Here is a 17,074-nt window from a genome sequence, read left to right as displayed (position 1 = left end):
CGTTACCAGTTTATTTACCATAGGCTTTCATCATAAGTTCCGCAGTAGTCGTTAAAGCAGGTGGATTATCAAAAAAATCATATAATATTTCTGTAAACCATTGTTTTCTGTCCAGATAAACAAAATGGGTAGTGCCCGGAAGTATGCACAACAAAGCTTTGGGGATATGCTCAAATATCTCCAGTGTATGCTTATTGCGAATGGCGTCTCTATCACCGCTCATGATCAACACAGAGCTTTTTATTTTCTCAAGATCGGCAACCGGAATATTAGGTTGATCTACTAAGAGCCTGAATTGTTTGGATCGAACGCTGTCTTTCTTAGCCTGGCTACTCATCACATCCAGCAACTGAAAAAGGACTGGGTCTAGGCTGTGCTATCCGGCCGCAGGTTTGCACCGCTGGCCAGCAATTTTTGTATTTTTTCAGGGTGACGAATGGCAATCAATAAACCAATCACAGCACCATCACTATGGCCCCAGACCAGCGCTGAGTCTATGCGTAAGTGATTCAATAACTCATATACATCGTCTGCCATCTGTTCATACGTGAGATATTGTGGGGGACAATCTGACTTGCCATGGCAGCGGCTATCTAATGCTATTACTTTATATTTTTTTGCAAACTCACTAATAAGATCTGCTCGGCTTTTTATCGAACCGCCATTGCCATGAATTAATATAAGTGGCCTACCCGAACCATAGATCTCATAATATATTTTTGTTCCGGCATGATCAAAATATTTTCCCACTTCAGGATTGTTTCCATAGAGGACATTTTCCTGAGCGTGACTGTTGGGCCCAATACAAAGGTAAAATAGAAAAAAAAGGTAGTATCTATTTGTTTTCATTTTATGCCTATATTATTTTTCTGAGTGAAGAAAATTTTGACCTGTGGGAATTTTTTAAAAAGCCTTGCTTCTCCAATTTGTCTGTAACCCGGGTATATGTAATTTGGTGATACCCGTAAAATATATATCCTTGCAATCAATATTAAAATTGCTCCCTTATTTTATCGAAGGATATCCAGTAAATGTCCCCTCCCCCATTCTGCGGAGAGGCAAATGACTCACGTAGTTTATTGATTTTTACCGGCTTTTCCAGGTAAGCATTTTTAATATTGATTCGTTCACTCGTGAAAAAGAGTATTTTTTTATCAAAACTTACAAATGGGCAGTAATCCAACTTGGCCGTATTTAACATGGATAAGTTTTTTGCAGGTTGCCAGTGACCAGCAGCATCTTTTACACTCATATACAGGTCTCCCCGTCCTTTATCATCTTTTCTTCCATACGCTGTGAATATGATAAAGTCTTCTTCGGGAGAGACAAAAGCATTGAATTCGTAAGATTTGGAGTTTACAGCTGTGTCTAAAGGCACCGGTGCTGTGTAAGTTCCATTTTCCCATTTAGACACGAAAATATCTTCTTTACCGATGCCGTTCTGATACGCTGCCGTATAATAGAGATTGCCCGAATGAGCAATGGATGGATAAAACTCATCCTCTTTGGTATTGACAGGGGATCCCAGGTTTTTGGGATCTCCCCAGATACCCTTCTCTTTTTGGACAACCCAAATATCAAAATCCTTTATTTCTGATCCACTTAGAGGCCTGTTGGACGAAAAGAACAATTTATTGCCATCTGCCGTAAAGGCTGGCTCCAGATCGCTGAATTTACCGGCAAAAGGAGCTATCTCGGGTTGGCTCCAATTTCCACTTTTATCCTTTTTGCAGTAAACGATGGTTTGAAAAATTCCCTGAGGCGATTGAATCGTGTAGAAAATCTCAGTTCCATCCGGTGAAAGTGCAAAATCTCTTTCACTGATCCCGGTACTGATAAAATTTTTACCAAAGATCTCGGCGGTCGAAGGAGGTGGATTTAACCGGAGACTTTGCTGGGCAGACACACTGCTTATAGACAAAATCACGGTGAATAAGCTGATCCTGATTTTCATATTGAAAGTATTAAAATTGTGATTAAAATTAAGAAGGATACTATCAGATTGGAATGAAAAATCAACCAGGGCATTGTATAAACCTATAGAAAGCAAGCTTCGCCCTTCTATTGCAGTTTGTACGCTTTTACCTGCATTTTAAACGTTCTAAACTGTTATTCCTATATTTAAGGTCCCTGATTCAAAAAAATCACTGATTTTACCTCGGCAATACTAGAACCTGCAAGAAACGTAGACTACGTAATGACAAAACGGATCACCTATCACATTTTATTCTGGGTAGCATATGTATTATTTAAAGCCTATCTCAATTACGATTCTGGTTCATCCGTTATAGAAGGCAAGTCTGGTTCAGGTTTATTCTTTTTCGCCTTACTAATACAACTGGTGTTTCTGATAGTAAAAATCCCTTTGGTGTACAGCTTGTTCTTCGCCACAAACAGATTTTTATCGAGACAATGGAATATAGTCAAGACACTCAGTGTCGCTGGTTTGCTATTTGCTGCAGCCATCTTCGGCTATATGATCATCAATCAGGTTATTGTGTATAGGTGGATACTTCATGCAAAAACTGATCTAGGGATGGGTTTGAATCCATTCAGCAGTATCAGCTACTACTTTTTTATATTAGCCTTTGTCAGTGGCATTGCCATCTCGATCAAATTAATCAGATTAAACATCCGACAAAAAGAAGTCTCTCAGGAAATACTGAGAAAAAAACTGGAAACGGAATTGCAGTTTTTAAAATCCCAAACCAATCCACATTTTCTTTTTAATACACTCAATAATATCTATGCGCTGGCCAGAAAAAAATCAGATGCCACGGCCGATGCGGTCATGAAACTGTCCAAACTGTTGCGTTTTATGCTCTATGAGTCCCAGAAAAAATATATTTCCATCTCGGATGAAATTCAGGTGCTCGATGATTTTATTGAGCTGGAAAAAATAAGATATGGTGAGAAGTTGCAATTGAATTTTAAAAAATCAATAGACAACGAGTCTCACCCGATAGCTCCGCTAATATTATTGCCCTTTGTAGAGAATGCTTTTAAACACGGAGCCAGTGAAAGCAGGTTTGATTCTTTCATCAATATTGACTTAAATCTGGAGAATAGTAAGCTCTGTTTTAAAATCGAAAATTCAAACAGCCTGGACTATGCAACGATCAAATCGGAAAACATCGGTTTGAATAATATTCGCCGTCAGTTGGAGCTGTTGTATCCTGAGCACCTACTTGAAATAGATAATAAGAACAACACTTTTCGGTATCTTTAAAAATCAATCTTGACAAAGATGCATCAGTATGATTGTATAATAGTAGAGGATGAGCCTCTTGCTGCGGAAATACTACAGGACTATATAAAACAAATTCCTTTTTTAAACTTGCGACATATCTGTTCTGACGCTATCATTGCCCTGGAGGTGTTGCAAAAGGAAAAGATAGACCTGATCTTCCTGGATATTCATCTTCCCAAGTTAAAAGGACTTGATTTCATCAAATCGCTAAAGAATCCACCACCTATAATATTGACGACCGCTTATCACGAATTTGCCCTGCAGGGATATGAATATAATGTCCTGGATTACCTGCTCAAACCTATTGAATTCAGCCGGTTTGTCATGGCTGTAAATAAATTGAAGCAACCTGTGGAGGCAAAATCAGGACAAATGCCACCCATCGAAAAGGAAAGAAAATCTATCTTCTTTAACGTGAGTAAGAAAAAAGTAAAAGTTTATCTCGATGAGATCCTATATGTAGAAAGCCTTAAAGAATACATCCGGATAGTAACTTCTTCAAATTCAATTCTGACAAAATATCAGCTTGGGGAAATAGAAGAAATACTTACAAAGAATAATTTCCTCCGTATCCACCGGTCATTTATTGTCTCAATAGATAAGATTGATGCTTATACTGCTACCGATGTTGAAATTAATAATAAGCAGATCCCGATTGGCAGAAGTTATAAAGATATAGTTCAGTCGATCATGGAAAAATAGAATTCTTTAGATTACTTGTTTTGCGATAGATATCCACAAAGAGTGCTTTTTTTGTGCTATTGTCATTCATTCTATGCCGAAGGATACTCTTTTATCAATATCTCTGCCGGCAGATGTAAGTTTTCACTAAGCTTTCTGATCATTTCAATAGATAGTCTTCTTTTTTTATTGAGTATTTTTGAAACATTACCTTTATTTCCAAGTATTTCAGCCAATTGTTTCTGGCTCATCTGGCTTTGTTCCATCATATAGTTAATGACTTCAATTGGGTCCGGTTCTGGCATAGGTATGTGTTTGTTTTCATAGTCTTCAATGATAAGAGCCAGGCGTTTTGCTTCTTTTTCTAAGGAAGCTTTGCGTTTTCGCAGGAGCACCTCCCGTAGTATTTACCAATTTGTTTATCACCCTTTCCCCTGAGTTTTGCATGGCTTTTGGAATCAAGGAAAAGGCATCAGTAAGTATTGCCACCATGACTTTTCTGATCTCATTTGCAGTATCAGATATCCTTTGCGGGTTGTTAAGCAAAGTGATGCAGCAACGCAAAGGCCCTTTGCTGATTTACGCCCTCATTCAAATTGTAGCTGTTACTTATTTTCTCCTGATTCCTCCCGATACGTTGGAAGGATATTATTATCGCTGTATTTTTTTAGGATTCTGTGCCCGGGTATTGGGGCGTGTTGATTACGAACAGTGTCGAACAGTTTGGCACCAATATCCGGGCAACGGTGGCAACCTCTACTCCGAATCTGATCAGGGGTATTACCATCCCTGCAACCCTGATTTTCTCCATGCTGGTAAAATCATATGGGCTGATCATCATTGGAGCGATAATTGGGTTTTCTTTAATTGGTATCTGTATCATCAGTATTTCCTTGTTGAAAGATAAATTTGAAAATAATCTGAACTATACCGAAGTGTTTGAGGACTGATCAGTCGGCTTTAGGTTCGATCTCGTTTTTATTGATTCTTCCTTTGACTTAATGCTGTGGATACCTACATATTAAATTCTGTTCGACAGGGGGATGTAACAATTACCCGGGTTAATAATATTGTAAATTAATGTACATTTAATGCCGCCTTCAGAAGTAAGACAATATTAAACCTGTGTAAATAAATGCCCACACACCAAAACTTATCCTCTGAAAATCCTTCGCACTCATTTTGGGTACGAAGCACACACTGGATCATTACCTTGAGTTTTTTTGCCTTGGTTATTACAGGTATTGAAATGATCATGGTTCACCCCAGGTTTTATTGGGGAGAAGCAGGTAATGATCTGACTCCGGCGTTGTTCGAAATTCCGCTGAGTCGCAACTATAAGCATGGTGGCTGGGACAAACCCGTGCCCTTTACATCTGCTGCAAATGCTCCGGTAAGTGCTTCCCGTACTTATCCTATATTTAATCAAAATGGTTGGGGCCGCAGTTTACATTTTCTGGCTGGTTGGTTTCTACTGATACCCGGGTTGATTTATTTTGTTATGGGGATCTTCACCGGGCACTTTTGGAGATATCTTTTCCCTCGGGCGAAAGATTTTTCATGGCACTTATTGTGGGAAGATGTGGTGAATCACCTCTTCTTACATATACCGGCTGATAAAGTAGGTCCTGACTATGGTCTCTTACAAAAATGCAGCTACCTGTTCGTCATCTTTTTCCTGATGCCGACGATCGTGATGACAGGTATGACGATGTCACCGGCTATCACAGCGGCTTATCCCTTTCTTTTAAAGCTGTTTTTTGGTGCCCAATCTGCCCGTACCATACATTTTATGACCTCCATTGCGCTCATACTTTTTTTGATAGCGCATATCGTGATGGTAGCCAAATCAGGAATAAAACAACAAATGCGTGCAATGACAATCGGAAAATAATGATGAAAAAGAAAAAATTATTTACGCGTCGCGATGCCATCATCACAGGTCTGACGACCGTGGGAGGGCTATTAGCCACTGGCTGTGCCTCGAGACCGACACCTCCTTCATATGGTAGTTTACTGCGTATGGGTGATAATCTCACATATATCGCACATCGCTTTTTATTACCCGGACAGGCATTAGTAAAGGAGTATAATTTTCGGGACATATCATCATTTCCGGCAACAGGCACGACCAATCCAGCGGATACATCAAAACCCTATTATAGCGAATCTTATGAGCGTTTTCAAAAAAACGAATTCGCTGACTGGAGACTGTCCCTGGAAGGAAGTGTATCGCGACCCGGCTCATATACTTTAGTTGACATTCAAAAACTGCCATCCCATACTCAAACTACAAGACATACCTGCGAGGAAGGTTGGACGGCGATTGCTCAATGGACCGGTGTCCCGCTCGGCACGATACTTCAACATGCAGGTATATTACCCGGCGCCCGATTTGTAAATTTCTATTCCTATGATGGGTGGGTAGATAGCATTGATTTGCTCGATGCCTTTCATCCGCAAACCATGCTTGCCTATGGAATGAATGGCCGGGATCTTGCCATTGCTCATGGGGCTCCACTGCGATTAAGAGTAGAGACTCAAATAGGATATAAGAGCATGAAATATTTACAACGTATCGTAGTCACGGATAAATATGTAGATACGGGAGACAGTGGCTGGGCCTGGTATACGGGGATATAAAGTTTATAAATCAATAATCAATATAATTTAACTGCGTTTCCTGTCTTTAGGAAAACTCCTTTTTAGATTTTGCAAAAGGTAACTACAAGAAACGCCTTTTTCGATACATTGGAATGATTAACTTGTAATCCATATGAGATCTCATTGCTGTATACTGATGATCACCTGTACCTTCTGTCTGCAATCTATATCCTTGCACGGACAATCTACTGACAAGATCGCCATAGATAAAGACATCATCTATGGTCATGCCGGTGGAGTAGACCTTAAACTCGATATCGGGAAGCCCGATGGACCGGGACCATTTCCTGTGGTGCTCTTCTTTCATGGTGGAGGCTGGCAACAGGGAGATAAGTCACATATGCATCGCTGGATCCGGCAATTCGTAGCAAAGGGCTATGTGGGTGTATCGGTTGGCTATCGGTTTGCACCCCGGTTTAAGTGGCCTTCGCAGGTAGAAGATGCCAAGCAAGCTGTCCGTTACCTGCGTGCACATGCAGATTCACTGCATATCGATCCAAAGCGAATAAGTGCGATGGGCGAGTCTGCCGGTGCTTATCTTGCTCTTATGCTTGGTGTCACAGCACCAAAGGATAGCCTCGAAGGTCAGACAAATCTTCCACAATATTCCAGCAAGGTGCAGGCTGTAGTCAGCTATTTTTCTGCAACCGATTTTACTCTTCGGGGACCACCACTCACTCCTGCACTCGAAGCAGCGATACAACAATACTATAAGAAGTCCTTGAAGGAAGTACGAGCAGACTTTACCGGAGCTAGCAGCCTCGATGATCCCATATTAAAAAAGATTTCCGTACTACACTATGTAGATAAGACCGATGATGCATCGGTGTTGATCTTTCATGGTGACCAGGATCCATACGCATCGATTGAGCACGCATATCGATTGCATACAGCTTTAGATAGTGCACATGTGCCTAATCAACTGATCATCGTAAAAGGTGGGGGTCATGGCTGGATAGGAGAATTAGAATCAAAAACGACGATGCAGATGTTTGAGTTTTTTGACAGGAGAATGAAAGGGAGGTGAGGGCTGGGAAAAAAACAATTTCTTGTTCTAAAACAAATGAAAAGCATAGCGTCATCGTGTCTGATTGCAATTTCAAATTAATAGCGACTGTTACCGAGTGGCTGTAAATGGTAATAGAGATGTATTGGGTCTAAACTTGGGTGAAAAAGCGAGTGGTAGAAGATGTCTTGTTTTTTTGTGTGGATGGGTTAACGGCTTCCGTTTTAAAACTGTTTCCTGATATAGAATCTACATCCGTGCAAAGCTTTTCCTCTTTAGTCAAAGAGCAATACATCCTTCTTATTCACTACCTATCACCAAAAAACCCCCTCCTTTACCTTAAATTCGCTCTCATATCCACACCTCCACATTCCCTACCATGAAATTAATCCCCACCATCCTCCTCATCGCCATCACCCTCTCCCTCCACGCCCAACTCACCCTGACCAAACTCACCTGCGAATACATGGACAATCCAACCGTCGTAGATGAAACAACACCTCATCTATCCTGGATCAACCTGGCCAAACCCGGCGAACGAGGCCAAAAACAAACCGCCTATCAGATTCGGGTCGCCAGCACCACCAAAAAACTCAAATCTCCTGATCTGTGGAACAGCGGCAAAATACTCAGCGACCAATCAAACCGTATACCCTATGGTGGCGTAGAACTTCGCTCCCGGATGGATTGTTTCTGGCAGGTCAGGACCTGGGACAAAGCCGGCCGGGTATCGGCCTGGAGTCCAGTGGCCACCTGGAGGATGGGGCTGCTCCGCGAATCAGATTGGATCGCCCAATGGATCGGTGCTCCCTGGCAAGGCGATGAAGCTATGCCCAAACCGCCCGGCGGACCGGATGCGCGACCCCAGCAGATGCCCCCACCGGCACCGTTGCTCCGCAAGCAGGTGACGATCAAAAAGAAAATTAAAAAAGCAGTCGTCTATACCACCGGGCTAGGATATTTTGAGTTTTATACCAACGGGCAGAAAGTATCCGATGATCTGCTGGTGCCCAATCAAACCAATTATGACCGGAGACCCCAATTGCCCGCTGCCTTTATCTCCCTGCCTGATGAGTTCCGGGATTACCAGGTCATGTACCTGGCGTATGATTTGACTACCCTGTTGAAAAATGGCGAAAATGTGATCGGGGCTATTCTTGGCAATGGATTTTATAATGCACCTAAATTTTGGACGGCCTCTTACGGGTCGCCGAGGTTTTTGGCACAACTGCACCTTACCTACCAGGATGGTTCCGAGGAGACAGTGATCTCCGATCAAAGCTGGAAAGCAGCCCGGTCTGCCATCATCTCCGACCTGGTCTATCATGGCGAAGTCTATGATGCGCGAAACGAACAGCCCGATTGGTGCAAGCCTGGGTTCGATGATAGCCGGTGGGAACCCGTGGCACTTCGTCGTAAACCTTATGGACGACTTGTAGCCCATACCTCACCTACAGATAAAATCACCAAAGTCTATCAACCCTTAAAAATAGTCAAACTAGACAATGGCCATTACCAGGTCGATTTTGCCGAGGAGATTTCCGGCTGGGTGCGTCTCAAAAATATGACTGCCCCTGCAGGCCATGAAATCAAAATCCACTTTAATGCCAATGTATATTCCGGTGACAATACCTTTATATATAATGGTATGCCGGGTCAAAGCTATGCTCCGCGGTTCAACTGGTTTGTATTCAGCGGGGTCGATATTGACAATTGGTATGGCGAACTAAAGCCGGAAAACATCCAGGCGGAAGCCATCAATACCGATGTCAAAGAAAATGCGGTCTTCGAGACTTCCAATCCTTTATTTAATAAAATCAATCAGATCTGGCGACGCAGCCAGCTGGATAATATGCATGGGGCCATTGCATCAGATTGTCCGCATCGCGAGCGCTCACCTTATACAGGCGATGGACAGGTAGCCTGTCAAACCGTGATGCATAATTTTGACGCTCGTGCTTTTTATAAAAAATGGATCCGGGATATGCTTTCTGCCCAGATCCCTGCTACGGGATATGTACCCAATGGAGCGCCATGGCAACCGGGTTGCGGGGGAGGCGTAGCCTGGGGCTCAGCGATACAGATCATACCCTGGGAGTTTTATCAGCAATATGGCGACCCCGATATCTTAAAAGAAAACTACGAGGGCATGACCGGCTATATGCGGTATATGAGTACCTGGGTCAATACCGCCGGTATCATGTATAGTCAGCGTACCGGCCTCGATGGCAAAGTACTCAAATGGTGGAACCTCGGAGACTGGGCAGGATATGATGACCATCTGCCCCCGGACGAGATGGTACACACCTTTTATTATTGGCTGGGTGCAGACATCACTGCCAAAACTGCGCTTATCCTCGGCAAACCGGATGATGCCGCACGATACAAAAGCATTGCCGAACAGACCCGCCTGGCGTTTATGCATACCTTTTATAATGAAGCTTCGGGCAGCTTTGGAAAGTATGGTGCCAATATTTTTGCCTTGAAAATGGGGGTGCTTCCGGAACAATATGCCCGGGTCATTCAAGCCATCAAAAATGATCTTGCCGCCTCAGACGGGCATCTTGATACGGGCATTTTCGGGACCCGCTATTTTTTTGAAGTATTGGCCGAACATGGTTTGAATGAGTTGGCGTATAATGCTATGAATAAAACCACCTATCCCAGTTTTGGTCACTGGATCGCTTTGGGCAGTACGACCACCCGGGAACAATGGGACGAGACCGGTTCATTTAATCACCCGATGTTTGGAGGCGGATTAAGCTGGTTTTATCGCAATCTCGCCGGCATGAGATCAGACGAATCTGCGCCCGGATATAAAAAATCATCTTCAAACCCATGCCCGCCGGTGATATCAAACAAGTAAAATATTTCACTGAAACTAATTACGGCAAGGCTGGCATTTCATGGAATACTTCCAATGGATTAGAAGTGGAGTTAGCAGTGCCGGTCGGTTCCACGGCGCTCTTGTATTTTCCAAAACAAGGCGTGAATAAAATATTGGAGCATGGTCAGGAGATATCAACTTCCACTTATGTGAAAAAAGAAAAAGAAGAGGATGGGTATGATGTGTTTTCAATGGAGAGCGGAAAATACCTTTTTACTGCGTCAAAATAGAAGTGGTGATATTGTCTTAAATAATTTTAAAAACTCTTCACAGGTATACCGGAAGAATGAGCAGTGATGGTGGCAGCGGCCGGACTTAATCTATCAGATGGTCGCTTATCTTGTATCCCGTTAGTCAATAAAGGGCTTTCTTGGCAGTATGCACATCTCCTTCATGAAAGTACGGATCTAGCGGTAGCTGCAATACAACCTTATGGTCCGGTCATTAGAAAAATAATATATACTTTCGCTTATTGGAAAGTGAGACATTCCGGGTGCGGGAAAAGCAACCTTGACACTTAACTTTTTAGAAATCAACTTTATTGGCCGGCTACTAACAGAAAAGCAAAATATCTATCTATGAAAAGCAAACGTATAAAGACCAACTTTGATATTCATCTGCTTAAACTGGTCACCATGATCATTTTTGCTTCACATATTTTCGCGGCTTTCAGTCAAAATGATTCAGTCAATGCAAGAGATTTAACCTACCTCACGAGCGGAGGAAAGCTACTGCCATTGCAGGCAATAATGGATATTCGACATTATTCGATCGCACTTGATGTCGATATTACAAAACAATCAATCCGTGGATCGGCAACTGTAAGCCTAAACTTATCTAAAAAAACAGATACGATCTTACTTGATTTAATTCATTTATATACGGTTACTAGAATAAAAGTCAACCAAAAAGCAGTCGTGTTCCATCAGAAGGATGATAAAATATTTATACTCTCACCTACTGGTTTTGAGACAGGAAATCAAAAAAGTAACGATTGAATATTATGGTATTCCCCAGTAGCTGTCAAGCCCCCTGGGATGGAGGTTTTACATGGACCAAAGATATCAATGGCAACGACTGGGTATCTATCAATATACAGGGCGAAGGCGGAAAAATGTATTTTCCATGTAAAGATCATCCGAGTGATGAACCCAATGAGGGGGCCGAACTGAAGATTACTGTTCCTTCTAATTTAACGGTGGCCGGACCTGGCTTGTTAGTAAATGTGACTACTAAAAATAACATGTCCACTTATAATTGGAATACAAATTATACCATCAGTAATTACTGTATTGTATTTAATATAGGAAAATACAAAGTGGTAAAAGATGAATATACGACGATTGAAGGCACGAAAGTGCCGGTGGAATACTACGTATTAGAAGTAGATACGATGTATGCAAAAAAAGTAATTGAATTAAAAAAACGAGATAGTAGAATATTAGAAAAGTATTTTGGTGAATATCCGTGGGTTAAAGAAAAAATTGGGATCGCTGAAGTTCCTAATTCCGGTATGGAACACCAAACCATGATCACTTTTGATAACAAATTTTTATTCAAACAAATAAATGGTCAAACCTATTCTGCAAATTTATTCCATGAGTATGCACATGAATGGTGGGCGAATAAAGTAACCAACAAGGATTGGGCTCATATGTGGATCCAGGAGGGTCTTGCGACCTATGCTGAAGCGCTGGCTATGTTAGAATTAGGTGGAGAGGATGCGTATGATGAAATCATCGCCCGACATCGAAGAGGATCAAGAAGTCGAAAAGCCATGGTACCCGGAGATGAAGCCACCGTAGAAGAAGTGTATTCAGGCGGCAATATCTATGGCAAGGGTTCTTTTTTTATGCACAGCTTGCGCTATTTAATAGGAGATGACATCTTTTTCCCCGCTTTAAAAAAATTAGCGACAGATACTGCTTATACCTATGATCATTTTGTGACTTCCATGGATGTTGAAAAATTATTCAGCACCGCTTCTGGAAAAAACTTAAGACCATTCTTTGATTTTTATCTAAGGACGACTGATATACTGGATGTACAGGTGAAGGAAATAGGATTTCAAAAATATGAAATAAAAATAAATAATTTTTTTATGCCCCTGCCCTTTGAAATTATCACGAATGACCGAATGAATAAAATGGTCATTCCGCTTGAAGGAATTGTCGTAGAGAGCGTATTGCCACCACAGGTGGATGCTAAAGGATTTTATCTAAAAAAAGTAACCCTGCAATAATGAATAAAATTAAGACTTATTGGTTAGTCGCATGCCTGTTTTTATTCACCCAAATGGCCTGGGGAGACACTTATCCATTCAATAAAAACATTGATATAATACATTATGCCTTTGAAATTACGGTATCCGATAGCTCCAATGAAATCTTCGGCAACGCACAGATCACTATTTTATTTAAAACTTCCGGAGTTCAGCATTTCAGACTGGATTTCATCAATAAGTCTGACGCTAAACAAGGAAAAGGAATGCAGATAGATGCCGTTAAACTGGCTGACACACCTATCAACTATACACATCAAAATGATGAAATCATCCTTTCACTACCTACCCCCTCCACGGCCAATACGGAAATGGTTTTTACAATACAATACCATGGAATTCCTTTTGATGGATTAAAAATAGGAGCTACTAAATTTGGGGACCGCAGTTTTTTTTGCGAAAACTGGCCCAACAAAGCAAGGCAGTGGTTGCCCACCATAGATCACCCCTACGATAAAGCTACTTCTGAATTTATAGTAAAGGCGCCTGCTCATTACAAAGTAATATCCAACGGATTATTGCAGGAAGAATCAGATCTGGGCAACAATACCAGGCTCACACATTGGAAACAATCCGTCCCGGTATCCTGCTGGTTATTTGTATTGGGCATAGCCGATTTTGCAGTTAAATATGTAGATCAGTTTGGATGTAAATCAATTCAAACCTGGGTCTATACAAAAAACAGAGAAAACGGATTTTATGATTTTGAGGAGCCCACCAAAAAAGTGTTGACATTTTACAGTCAGTACGTAGGCCCTTTTGCCTATGAGAAGCTGGCTAATATTCAATCGGCGAGTGTGAGTGGTGGGATGGAAACCTCCTCGGCAATATTCTATGGAGAAAATCTGGTCAATGGCAAAAGAGATATCCGGACTCGAAATATAGTCATACATGAAATAGCGCATCAATGGTTTGGCAATGCAGTCACCGAAACCACCTGGGACGATGCCTGGCTGAGTGAAGGTTTTGCAACTTTTTTACCTTATTGTTTATTGAAAATGAATATGGCAAAGACGAATACTCTAAAGGCATCCAGCGTGCCAAAGACATCGTCATGGACCTGTCCGCAAAACTACCGGATTTTAGCATTGTAAGTCCCAGATCGGCCGAAAAAGAACCTGTGACATCTGGTATTACCTATCAAAAAGGAGCATGGGTACTACACATGTTGAGACATTTGGTCGGCGAGGCTGATTTTAAAAAAGGCATTCAATCCTACTACGCTGCGTTTTACAATAAAAATGCTACCACAGATGATTTTAGAATAGCCATGGAAAAAGCATCCGGTAAGGACCTAAAAGTATTTTTCAAGCAATGGTTGTATCAACCCATCATACCTCATTTGAATGCAACGTGGGACTATGATGCTATAAATAAAAAAATATAACCATTCAATTAGAACAAACCCAGGCAGGGGACATTGTATTCAACGTGCCTGTAGAAATAGGTTATTATACCAAAGGTAATACAACACCGGCCATACTAAAAATGAATCTCACTAGCCAACATCAAACACAAACTTTTAAAGTCAACCTCGCACCTGAAAAGTTGGAATTTGATCCCCGCAATATTTTACTTGCTAAAATTAATTTTGCAAAAAAAGACTAAAGCCTCTCAGCGACTTGATTAGTTTGGATTGTTTTTCCGAAGGGGGAGACGCATGCGCTTGGCATAGTTAATGAATTATTGAAGGTTTGATTGATAAACACCTAATATAATATTTGGATCATGGTATCGCGCGAAGAGCCGACTAAATGTCCGGATTTTTAGTATGGTGTGTGATGATTTTTTTTGCCAGACAATACTCCTAATTAATTCTTACTCGCATGCCTGCTCGCTAACAACCAACCGTCTTTCACGTGCGTCCATACCTCCGTATAATACAGGTCTACATCCATATCCTTGCCTTCATTGGTAGCATGAAAGATACCTTTGGCGGTGAGTACGGCAAAATTGTTTTTGTATACCCTGACATTGACCTCCCTGGAGTCTACTTTGCGCAGCATCCACTTGCCCTCTTTGATATGTTGTATCATATCTGCTTTGGTCTCTGTCATGCCGTTGGAATGGATAAAGATCATCCGGTCATCCAGGAGTGTTTTGAGCTTGTCAAGGGAGGAGGGATTCATCGATGCGTACTTCTCGGCAGATAGTTTTATGATCACAGATTCTGTTTTAGATTGGGCCAAGATGGAATCACTGACCAGCAGCAGGAGGAATAAAAAGGTAGATTTCATGGCTGTAAGATAATAATTTTTGCTTTTCATTACGGTATCGTCAATCATGTGACATCCTTTCAATTAAGTGCTCTCCCTATCGGGTATAACAAGTAATGGTCGTCATAATATTTTGTTTTGCTGTAAAACCAGGTCAGGATGGCGGATTGATTATTTGCAAAGGATTTATCCGTTGCTTTCTTTTCTTCAAATTCCTTCTGTAATTCCGGGGATTCTTCCAACATTTTTTTTGCCATGGGCTCCATCAAATACGCTTCAATATATTCTGTCCGTTGAAAAATGGAAAGAAAAAATCCCCAACTAAAATAAGAATCTTTTGAAGTGGGTTCCAGAAGGGCCATAGCCAGGTCGCCCAGAGTCTGGTCCGTGGAAATGTAGGCAGAGCCTTTTGGAAATGTCTGCTTGCGGGTTTCAGATTTTGTATTCCCACTCACTTGAATATGTCCTTCATATGGCAGTACTACCTGCGCTTCGTTTTCAAATTTAGCACCTTCTATTCTATACATCTCTACACTTATTTCCTGTGGTTGTGTGATGATATTCATCTTTATGCCGTGCATTTTTAAGCGACTGATTACCTCATCGCATGAGGCTGGAATCCAATAGCCTTTGGGGCGAAGTACAAAATCAATCGGTTCGGTAGCTTTATAACTGACGATGGTTGATTTTTGGGGAATGCCAAGCCATTCTATATAATCTGCGTTTGTAATTGATGATTTTATTATCCTGGATGATATTCCATAAAATTCAAGGCTGTCAGGACTGACTTGGTTCGTGTCGCTCATCTCCATAATTGCTGTTGATTCAAAACTCAGGGAGTTTTTCATCTGGGGTACTTTATAGGACATCGGTACTTTTGAGTCCCTGATTGTTTTATCTTTTTCTGTAATCTGTCTAAGCATCTGTCCGTCTGTTGCCAGTAAATTCAACGTACTTTCCAACAAAACGTAAGTGCCCAATACCCTTTGTTTATAGGGTTTTAATGAATGATTCTCAATCAGGAGGGTTGCCATATGCCGAAGGTTGCCATAGCTGTCGGAAAACCTTGGGCTTCCCAGGATCCATATATTGCCTTCTGAAAAATCCCGGTCATTAAGTGCCAATAACAGTGGTCCGGGAATGTGTCCCTGAGCCAATAAGTCTTTATCAGCGGCTGGTTTATAAATTGTTTCCAACCATTGCGAAATGCCCGGCGAATTGCCTTGCAGGCCAATGCCCCCAAATGTAATATCGTACTGGTAGTCGGCTCCATCGGTTACATGGATATCCATATACAAGACCGGATTATATTCATTCATTACTTTTACCACCGCTCTCAATTCTTTAGTATCCAGTTTTGCATAATCCCTGTTGAGGTTTAAATTTTGAGCATTGGTTCTCCAACCCATGTTCTGCGGTCCTCGTTGGTTGGGTCGGTTGTACTCCGAAGATCGTTCATGCGCATCTACACTCAGTATAGGAATAAATAAAAAGTTTACTTTATTCAATAGTGATTGCTTGCCGCCGAATGCAATATCTCTCAGTAACATCATGCCGGCATCTTTGCCATCGATTTCGCCGGAGTGAATACCTGCTTGCACCAAAAACAAAGGCTTGTTTGATTTTTTTAATGCAGCCGGTGTTATGTTTTGCTCAATCGATGCGACGATCATCACAATATCCCGTCCTTCTAAGCTTTTACCGATGGTGACCATTCTTAATAAGCGAGAGGCTGTAGTCAGTTTTTTAAACCAACTCACCGTCTCGTTATAATCAGGAGTTGTTATAAAACCTGATTTTTCAGTAGGCGTGATCCATGGATCGGTAACATTAGCAATCAGCGATTCGCTTTTACCATGCCAGGCTGTAAGCGGTGGAAGGACAGGTTGGGTCATAGTGTCTGATGCAGACAATACGAGGAGTGTGAATATTTTAAAATATCGTTTATATGACATGATTGACCTTATAAAAATTATGTAGAATAAGGATCGAAAGTTAATACTATTAGAGTTGACTAATTTGTGGTTGGCTGCTACGATCACTTTAAATATTTGTATAAAATCTGTTAGGTACTGGTTTTGTAAAATTC

16 protein-coding genes and 1 pseudogene are annotated in these 17,074 nt (G+C 41.4%); 11 read left to right on the top strand and 6 right to left on the bottom strand.

What is annotated here, in order from left to right:
- Window positions 1-10: 10 nt before the first annotated feature.
- From IPJ09_15290 to IPJ09_15280, 3 genes are all read right to left on the bottom strand, one after another.
- On the bottom strand, window positions 11-337 hold the full coding sequence (locus tag IPJ09_15290) for an alpha/beta hydrolase (GenBank protein ID MBK7372772.1): 327 nt from the start codon (window positions 335-337) through the stop codon (window positions 11-13).
- A 29-nt stretch (window positions 338-366) separates the two neighbouring features.
- Window positions 367-849, bottom strand: a complete 483-nt coding sequence (locus IPJ09_15285) for an alpha/beta hydrolase (GenBank protein ID MBK7372771.1) — start codon at window positions 847-849, stop codon at window positions 367-369.
- Between the two features lie 142 nt (window positions 850-991).
- Window positions 992-1,954 (bottom strand): PD40 domain-containing protein, encoded by a 963-nt coding sequence (locus IPJ09_15280; protein MBK7372770.1) that lies wholly within the window; start codon window positions 1,952-1,954, stop codon window positions 992-994.
- A gap of 243 nt (window positions 1,955-2,197) precedes the next feature.
- Here IPJ09_15280 and IPJ09_15275 point away from each other — a divergent pair, with 243 nt between their 5' ends.
- A complete protein-coding gene (locus IPJ09_15275) occupies window positions 2,198-3,229 on the top strand; it encodes a sensor histidine kinase (GenBank protein MBK7372769.1) in 1,032 nt (343 codons plus the stop codon).
- Window positions 3,230-3,247: 18 nt separating this feature from the next.
- Window positions 3,248-3,952, top strand: a complete 705-nt coding sequence (locus IPJ09_15270) for a response regulator transcription factor (protein MBK7372768.1) — start codon at window positions 3,248-3,250, stop codon at window positions 3,950-3,952.
- A 71-nt stretch (window positions 3,953-4,023) separates the two neighbouring features.
- On the opposite strand, the gene IPJ09_15265 is transcribed toward IPJ09_15270, so the two are convergent.
- On the bottom strand, window positions 4,024-4,326 hold the full coding sequence (locus IPJ09_15265) for a helix-turn-helix domain-containing protein (protein ID MBK7372767.1): 303 nt from the start codon (window positions 4,324-4,326) through the stop codon (window positions 4,024-4,026).
- Window positions 4,327-4,421: 95 nt separating this feature from the next.
- On the opposite strand from IPJ09_15265, the gene IPJ09_15260 reads away from it, so the two are divergent.
- From IPJ09_15260 to IPJ09_15220, 9 genes and pseudogenes are all read left to right on the top strand, one after another.
- Window positions 4,422-4,838, top strand: coding sequence for a hypothetical protein (locus IPJ09_15260; GenBank protein MBK7372766.1), 417 nt, complete (start codon window positions 4,422-4,424; stop codon window positions 4,836-4,838).
- A 228-nt stretch (window positions 4,839-5,066) separates the two neighbouring features.
- Window positions 5,067-5,825, top strand: a complete 759-nt coding sequence (locus IPJ09_15255; GenBank protein ID MBK7372765.1) for a cytochrome b/b6 domain-containing protein — start codon at window positions 5,067-5,069, stop codon at window positions 5,823-5,825.
- Window positions 5,825-6,574 (top strand): molybdopterin-dependent oxidoreductase, encoded by a 750-nt coding sequence (locus IPJ09_15250; protein ID MBK7372764.1) that lies wholly within the window; start codon window positions 5,825-5,827, stop codon window positions 6,572-6,574. The genes IPJ09_15255 and IPJ09_15250 overlap by 1 nt, the downstream gene beginning before the upstream one ends.
- A 133-nt stretch (window positions 6,575-6,707) precedes the next feature.
- Window positions 6,708-7,622 carry an alpha/beta hydrolase gene (locus tag IPJ09_15245; GenBank protein MBK7372763.1) on the top strand — a complete coding sequence of 305 codons (915 nt, stop codon included), beginning with the start codon at window positions 6,708-6,710 and terminating at the stop codon, window positions 7,620-7,622.
- 358 nt (window positions 7,623-7,980) lie between these two features.
- A pseudogene (locus tag IPJ09_15240) lies at window positions 7,981-10,718 on the top strand (family 78 glycoside hydrolase catalytic domain).
- 348 nt (window positions 10,719-11,066) lie between these two features.
- On the top strand, window positions 11,067-11,486 hold the full coding sequence (locus IPJ09_15235) for a hypothetical protein (GenBank protein MBK7372762.1): 420 nt from the start codon (window positions 11,067-11,069) through the stop codon (window positions 11,484-11,486).
- Complete coding sequence (locus IPJ09_15230; GenBank protein MBK7372761.1) at window positions 11,483-12,730, top strand: hypothetical protein; 1,248 nt, start codon at window positions 11,483-11,485, stop codon at window positions 12,728-12,730. Before IPJ09_15235 ends, IPJ09_15230 begins: the two co-directional genes overlap by 4 nt.
- Window positions 12,730-13,863 carry a hypothetical protein gene (locus IPJ09_15225; GenBank protein MBK7372760.1) on the top strand — a complete coding sequence of 378 codons (1,134 nt, stop codon included), beginning with the start codon at window positions 12,730-12,732 and terminating at the stop codon, window positions 13,861-13,863. The genes IPJ09_15230 and IPJ09_15225 overlap by 1 nt, the downstream gene beginning before the upstream one ends.
- On the top strand, window positions 13,755-14,156 hold the full coding sequence (locus IPJ09_15220; protein ID MBK7372759.1) for a hypothetical protein: 402 nt from the start codon (window positions 13,755-13,757) through the stop codon (window positions 14,154-14,156). The genes IPJ09_15225 and IPJ09_15220 overlap by 109 nt, the downstream gene beginning before the upstream one ends.
- 424 nt (window positions 14,157-14,580) lie before the next feature.
- On the opposite strand, the gene IPJ09_15215 is transcribed toward IPJ09_15220, so the two are convergent.
- Window positions 14,581-15,006: a nuclear transport factor 2 family protein gene (locus IPJ09_15215; GenBank protein ID MBK7372758.1), complete on the bottom strand. Its 426-nt coding sequence runs from the start codon at window positions 15,004-15,006 to the stop codon at window positions 14,581-14,583.
- Between the two features lie 59 nt (window positions 15,007-15,065).
- Complete coding sequence (locus IPJ09_15210) at window positions 15,066-16,940, bottom strand: M14 family metallopeptidase (GenBank protein ID MBK7372757.1); 1,875 nt, start codon at window positions 16,938-16,940, stop codon at window positions 15,066-15,068.
- Between the last annotated feature and the right edge of the window lie 134 nt (window positions 16,941-17,074).

This window comes from Saprospiraceae bacterium, from assembly GCA_016709995.1.
Classification (GTDB): Bacteria; Bacteroidota; Bacteroidia; order Chitinophagales; family Saprospiraceae; genus JADJLQ01.
The sequence above is the reverse complement of the archived record's forward strand: the minus strand, read 5'-3'. Positions and strand labels throughout refer to the sequence as shown.